This window comes from Burkholderia sp. E168m23, assembly GCF_016586125.1.
Taxonomy (GTDB): Bacteria; Pseudomonadota; Gammaproteobacteria; order Burkholderiales; family Burkholderiaceae; genus Burkholderia; species Burkholderia orbicola.
Genome location: NZ_BCPP01000327.1, coordinates 1 through 6737, shown reverse-complemented (window position 1 = coordinate 6737; position 6737 = coordinate 1). Strand labels below are relative to the sequence as shown.

The 6737-nt window shown below is 67.3% G+C and carries 6 protein-coding genes; 1 reads left to right on the top strand and 5 read right to left on the bottom strand.

The window, feature by feature from the left end; all coding sequences use genetic code 11:
• The 4 genes from JMF90_RS17840 to JMF90_RS17825 all read right to left on the bottom strand — a co-directional run.
• Positions 1-693, bottom strand: a 693-nt coding sequence (locus tag JMF90_RS17840; protein WP_201325275.1) for a catalase, incomplete at its 3' end; no start/stop codon positions are given.
• Between the two features lie 235 nt (positions 694-928).
• On the bottom strand, positions 929-2416 hold the full coding sequence (locus JMF90_RS17835) for an efflux transporter outer membrane subunit (protein WP_011548132.1): 1488 nt from the start codon (positions 2414-2416) through the stop codon (positions 929-931).
• A 13-nt stretch (positions 2417-2429) separates the two neighbouring features.
• Entirely contained in the window at positions 2430-4016 is a 1587-nt protein-coding gene (locus JMF90_RS17830; protein ID WP_011548131.1) for an MDR family MFS transporter, read from the bottom strand.
• A complete protein-coding gene (locus JMF90_RS17825; protein ID WP_011548130.1) occupies positions 4009-5133 on the bottom strand; it encodes an HlyD family secretion protein in 1125 nt (374 codons plus the stop codon). Before JMF90_RS17825 ends, JMF90_RS17830 begins: the two co-directional genes overlap by 8 nt.
• Before the next feature lie 91 nt (positions 5134-5224).
• On the opposite strand from JMF90_RS17825, the gene JMF90_RS17820 reads away from it, so the two are divergent.
• Positions 5225-6061: a CerR family C-terminal domain-containing protein gene (locus tag JMF90_RS17820; RefSeq protein ID WP_011548129.1), complete on the top strand. Its 837-nt coding sequence runs from the start codon at positions 5225-5227 to the stop codon at positions 6059-6061.
• Positions 6062-6088: 27 nt separating this feature from the next.
• On the opposite strand, the gene JMF90_RS17815 is transcribed toward JMF90_RS17820, so the two are convergent.
• The coding region (locus tag JMF90_RS17815) for a mechanosensitive ion channel family protein (RefSeq protein WP_201325274.1) at positions 6089-6737 on the bottom strand (649 nt) is incomplete at its 5' end.

Genomic DNA, 6737 nt, shown 5'->3' with positions numbered 1-6737 from the left:
GTGCACGTCGCCTTGCGCATTGACGAACTTGAACGCATGCACCGCGAAGCCGTCCATGCGGCGATACGAATCGGGCATGCCCTCGTCCGTGTACAGCCGCGTCAGCATGTGGGTCGCTTCGGGCGTGTGCGCGAAGAAGTCGAACGCGAGGTTCGGGTCCTGCACGCCGGTCACGGCGCTCGGCTTGTTCGCGTGCACGAAGTCGGGGAACTTGATGCCGTCGCGAATGAAGAACACCGGCCAGTTGATGCCGACCATGTCCCAGTTGCCCTGCTGCGTATAGAACTTCACCGCGAAGCCGCGCGGGTCGCGCGCCTGCTCGGGCGAGCCGCGATAGCCCATCACGGTGGAGAAGCGCACGAATACGGGGGTGCGGGTGCCCGGCGTGAAGACTTTCGCTTTCGTCAGGTCGGAGATGTCGGCGCTCGGCACGAACTCGCCGAATGCGCCGGTGCCGCGCGCATGCACGACGCGCTCGGGAATGCGTTCGCGATCGAAGCGCTGCAGTTTCTCGATGAGCGCGGAATCCTGCAGCAGCACCGGGCCGGCGGGGCCGGCCGTCTGCGAATTCTGGTTGTCGCCGACGGGCGCGCCGGTGTCGCGCGTGAGTTCGGCGGCGTACGGAGAGGCGGAGAGTGCCACGCAGATTGCGGCGACTGCGTGCCGCAGCACGCGATGGGAAGATGAGGACATGACGATGGAACTCCTTGAATCCGATCGGTGGTGGGGAAGCCGACTGAATTAGAAGAGATCGTCAGACGATTGGCTAATTGATATTCGATATGTTTTCGATAGCCGTGGGGTCGATGCGGCGCGAGCTCGTTCGTTGCGCAAGAAACGAAGCGGGATTGTTGCGCGCGCAATGAGTTATTGCTGGATTGTTTCAACGAGCATGATGCATTGGTCGTGCATGATTTGCGGCGGTGCGTCAACCGGCGCTCGTCTGCCAGCCGAGCCCGAGGCTCTTCTGCACCGACACGTAGTTCTTGATCAGTTCGGCCTGCCCGGCGATCACGTTCTGCTGCGCGGCGAACGCTTCACGTTGCGTATCGAGCAGGTCGATCATCGACGCGACGCCCGCGCGATAGCGCTGGTCCATCAGCGCGCGCGAATGAACGGCCGACGTCTGCACCTTCGTCAATGCGACGACGTGCTCGCGCTGATGCCCGTAACGCTGCAACGCGGTGTTGGCATCCTGTAATGCACCGAGCACGGCCTTCTGATAATTCGCCTCCGCTTCATCGCGCGATGCTTCTGCCGCGCGTACCGCGCCACGCGTGCGTCCGAAGTCGAGAATGTTCCATTGCAGGTACGGCGCACCGACCCACGTGAAATTCTGCTTGCGGAACAGATGGCCCGGGTCCGTCGCGCTGAAGCCGAGATCGCCGAGCAACGTCACCTTCGGAAAATAGTCGGCGACATGCTCGCCGATCTGCGCATTGCTGGACGCAAGCCGGCGTTCGGCCGCGCGAATATCGGGGCGCTGTTTCAGCAGCGTGGCCGGATCGCCGATCGCGACGCTGCCGGGCAGCGTCGGCAATGCCGCGTCCGGGGTCGACAGCGCGGCGTCGAGCGCGCCCGGCGCGCGGCCCGTCAGGATCGCGAGCCGGTCGAGCGATTCGGTCACCTGGGCGTCGAGCGGGATCAGCGACGCGCGCGTGTTCTCGACCTGCGTCGTCAGTCGCTCGATGTCGGCATCGGCCGCGACGCCGCGCGCGCGGCGCTGCTGCGTCAGTTCGAGCATCTGCTGTTGCAGTTGCGCGGTGCGCTTCGACAACGCAAGTCGTTGCTGCTGGTCGCGCAGGTCGACATACGCATTCGCGACTTCGGCCGCGATCGACACCTGCGTGTCGGCGAGATCGGCATCGACCGCTTCGGCCTGGGCGGATGCGGCTTCGACCGCGCGGCGCGTGCCGCCGAACAGGTCGATTTCCCACGTCGCGTCGAAGCCCGCCGAATAGAGTTGCAGCGGCCCCGAGCCGCCGAGCGACGGCGACGTGCCGCCCGATTGCTCCGAGCCGTTCGACGGCAGCAGCGAGCCGAGCGCGCTGACGTCCGGCTCGCGCATGCGGATGGCCGCGACGGTGGCCGACGATTTCGGCATCTGCGCGGCGCGCTGTTGCGAGAGCTGTGCGCGTGCCGCGCGCAAGCGGGCCTGCGCGGCGTGCAGATCGGGGTTGTACACGAGCGCGGCGACGATCAGCGCGTCGAGCTGGCGATCGTTCAGTGCATGCCACCACGCGCTCGGTGCGGGCGACGCGGTGTCGACGCCAGTGGCCGGCGCACGCACGAAGGTCGATGCATCCGGTGCGGCGGGCGCGCCGTGGTAGTCGGGGCCGACCGTGCAGCCGGCGAGCAGGCACGCGGCCGCACACAGGGTGAGCGCGGGGCGGCGGGGCAGGGAGAAGGGTTTCATCGCGTATGACGGGTCAATGGCCGGACGACATCGGTTGCGGCCCGCGCGGCGTTCTCAGCAGCAGCGCGAGCGGCACGCAGGCGAGCAGCGCGAGGCCCAGCAGATAGAAGGTTTCGGAATAGGTCATCACGACGGCCTGGATCTGGATCTGCTGCGCCAGCTGACCGAGGGCGCGCAGGTTCGAATACGCGAGATCGCCGGTGTGCGCGAACCAGTTGGCCGCATAGGCCGACAGGCGATCCTGCCCGATCAGCGAGTTCGCGGTCACCGATTCACGCAGCGCGGCCGTATGGAAAGTCGTGCGCCGGTCGATCACGGTGCCGATGATCGCGAGCCCGATCGAGCCGCCGAGGTTGCGCGCCATGTTGTAGAGCCCGGCCGCATCGCCCGAGTCTTCGCGCGCGACGGCCGCCATCGACGCCTGGTTGAGCGGCATCATCGCGAGCATCTGCGCGAGGCCGCGGATCAGTTGCGACCATACGAAATCGTGGCCCACGCTCTGTGCGGTCAGGCTGATGTCGAGCATGCAGCTCAGGCAGAACAGCAGCAGCCCCGTGATCACGAGGATGCGGAAATCGACCTTGCCGAGCAGGCGCGGCAGGATCGGCATCACGAGAAAGGCCGGCAACCCCGACAGCAGCATGATCGCGCCAGCCTGTTCCGCGTTGTAGCCGGCGACGATCGCGAGGAACTGCGGCAGCAGGTAAGACACGCCGTACAGCCCGGCGCCGACCGCGGACACGATCACGATGACGCTCGCGTAGCGCGGGTTGCGCATCAGCGACAGCCGCATGATCGGCCGCTTCGCGAAGCGCTGCGACAGCGCGATCAGGACCATCCCGATGAACGACACGATGCTCAGCGTGACGATCATCTGCGATTCGAACCAGCGTTCGCGCTGGCCTTCCTCGAGCACGACGGTCAGCGAGCTGAGGCCGATCGCGAGGCCGAGGATGCCGAGCCAGTCCGCGTTGAAGAATGCGCTCCATTGCGGGCGGTCCGACGGCAGGCCGAACACCAGCAGGGCCATCAGCAGCAGGCACACCGGCAGGTTCAGGAAGAAGCACCAGCTCCAGTTCACGTTTTCCGCGAGCCAGCCGCCGAGCACGGGGCCGAACAGCGGCCCGAGCAGCACGATCAGGCCGAACAGCGTCATCCCGACCGGCAACTGCGACAGCGGCAATCGCGTGCGGATGATCGTCTGCGCGGTCGGAATCAGCGCGCCGCCGGTGAAGCCCTGGCCGATCCGGCCCGCGATCATCATCGGCAGCGAATGCGACCAGCCGCACATCATCGAGAATGCGATGAACAGCGCGGAGTTCGTCAGCAGGAAATTGCGCAGCCCGAACACGCGCGTGAGCCAGGCGGCGAGCGGGATCATCACGATTTCCGACATCAGGTAGCCGGTCGAGATCCACGTGCCTTCGGTGCCGGTCGCGCCGATTTCGCCCTGGATCTGCGGCAGCGCAGAATTCGTGATCGAGATGTCGAGCGTTGCCATCAGCGCGCCGAGCGCGCCGGCCGCGACCGCGATCCAGTCGGTCACGCTCGCGCGGCCTTCATGCGGCGGCAGGGGGATCGTGGCGGGCGTATCAGCCATGATGCTGCTCGTCGCGGGCCGAGCGCGTATCGACGTCGACCGTCACCGACAGCCCGGGCAGCAGCATGCGTTGCGCGCGGGCGTTCGCGGCGAGACGGATGCGCACCGGCACGCGCTGGACGATCTTCGTGAAGTTGCCGGTCGCGTTCTCGGGCGGCAGCAGCGCGAACTGCGCGCCGGTGCCGGGCGCGAAGCTGTCGACGACGCCGGACAGCGGGCCGTCCGGCAGCGCATCGACGTGCAGCTCGACGGGCTGGCCGATGCGCATGTTGCCGATCTGCGTTTCCTTGAAGTTCGCGACGAGGTAGATCGAATCGACCGGCACGACGGTCAGCAGGCGCGTGCCGGGCTGCACGTATTGCCCGACGCGCACCGTGCGATCGCCGACGCGGCCCGCGAGCGTGCTGCGCACGATCGTATTGTCGAGGTCGAGCTGCGCCTGCGCGGCGCTGGCCTGCGCGGCCTCGAGCTGCGCGCGCGCCTGCTGGAGCTGCGCGGTGAACGACGCGATCTGCGTGCGTGCGGCGGCGATCGACGCGTTGTTCGCGGCGAGTGTCGCCGCCGCCTGGTCGCGCGTGCTTTTCAGATCGGCCACGCGTTCGTGCGTTTCGGCGCCGGTCGCCGCGAGCGGCGCATAGCGCGTGTACTCGTCGCTTGCGTGCTGCGCGTTGATGCGCGACACCTTCGCCTGCGCGTCGGCCTGCTCGAGATTCGCGCGCTGCTGGCTGATGTCGGCTTCGGCGCGCGCGATATCGGCGCGGCGGGCGTCGACGGTCGCCTGCGCTTGCGCGAGCGCCACCTGGTACTGGCGGACATCGAGCCGCACGAGCGGATCGCCGGCCTTCACGGGCTGGTTGTCGCGCACGTAGACGTCGGTCACGTAGCCGGCGACCTTCGGTGCGGCGGTCATGCTGTCCGCCTGCAGGTACGCGTCGTTGGTGCTTTCGATGAAGCGGCCGACCGTCCACCAGCGGCCGAGCCAGACCGCGCCGCCGACGGCCGCGAGCACGGCGACCACGAGCAGGATGCGCCGCCTCGTTCCGCCGTTGCCGTTGCGCGGCGTTGTTTTGTTTTCCTGACGATCTGCTTTCTGTGGCGGGTCTTGTGGCGTCGACATGCGTGATCCAAATTATTCCAAGTGGAAGAATTATTCCAGTTGATAAAATTGTGTCAAGTAGAATGTGGATCGATCGAATGACGAGGAAGGCATGAACGAAGCGAAGAAGCTGCGCCGCACGTCGGCGGGCGGCTACGCGCGCGGCGACGAGACGCGCCAGCGGATCATCGAGGCGGCGATCGAACTGTTCGGCGAACGCGGGTTCGCGGGCGCGTCGACGCGCGAGATCGCCGCGATGGCGGGCGTGAACGCGCCGGCGCTCCAGTACTACTTCGAGAACAAGGAAGGCGTGTACCGCGCGTGCGTCGAGACGATCGCCGAGCACGGCTGGCAAGTGTTCGCGCCGGCGGTCGGCCATGCGCGGGCGATGCTCGACGGCCATGCGAGCGTCGATGCGCTGATCGATGCGTTCATCGGGCTGCTGCGTGCGCTGTCGGACCGGATGTTCACCGCGCCGAAGACGATGAACCAGCGGATGTTCTTCGCGCGCGAGCAGGGCGGCCAGGAGCCGGCGAGCGCGAGCGAGATCCTGATGACGCGCATGCGCAAGCCGCTGAACGACGTGAGCGCGGAATTGATCGGCCGCATCACGGGGCGGCCGGCCGACGATCCCGTCACGCGGTTGCGCGCGCTGAGCCTGTTCGGACAGATCACGGTGTTCCACATCGCGCAGCGTTCGGCGCTGCAGTTGCTCGAATGGGAGGCGTTCGAGGGCGAGCGCGCGGCGCTGGTGACCGACACGATTGCCGACCAGACGCGCGTGCTGCTCGAGCAATGGCATGCGCAGCGCGATGCGCATGCCTCCAGCGCGGAATCCGCTGCAAAGCGGGCGCAGGGTGCCGCGGCGAAACGACGTGCGGCGAAGCCGGGGGCGGTTCCGCCCGCCGCGAAAAGCACGACGCGCGTGAAGAAGCCTGCCGCGCGTTGAGCGCGGCGGGTCACCGGCTGGGGGCGATCAGCCTGGCTTGCGCTCCGCTCCGTCGGGCGATGGCGACGGCGCTGCCGTCTCGGCGGCATTCCGCGTGTCGGGGCGCGGGTCGTTTTCCTCGCTGCCGACCGGCCGCGATCCGTCCGCATAGGCGACGACGCTGCGCTGCGGATTGGCGATCCGGATTCCGCGTTCGCGGAACGTTTCCGCGATCCGCCGGTTGAATTCGCGCTGCACGCCCCAGCGTGCCGAGTCCGTACATTGCATCTGCCCGGCCAGCGCGAGCGCCGCGCCGTCGACCTGATCGATACCCCAGTAGCTGAAGTCCGACAGGATGCCGTCGTGGTATTTCGGATCGTCGCGCAACGCGGCGCCGATTTCCTTCAGCGTCGCGATCGCGCGGTCGATGTCCTCGCCGTACGCGATGCTCACCTTGACGGCCGCGTTGCCGAGCCCGCGATTCGTGTTGTTGACGGTCGTCACCGAGCTGAACGGGATCGTGTACAGCGACCCGTCGCCGGCGCGCAGCCGCACCGTGCGGATCGACAGGTATTCGACCGTGCCCGACACGCCGGCGAGCGTGACCCAGTCGCCGACCTGCATCGCGTTTTCCATCAGCAGGAAGATCCCGGTGATGAAATCCTGCACGAGCTTCTGCGACCCGAAACCGAGCGCG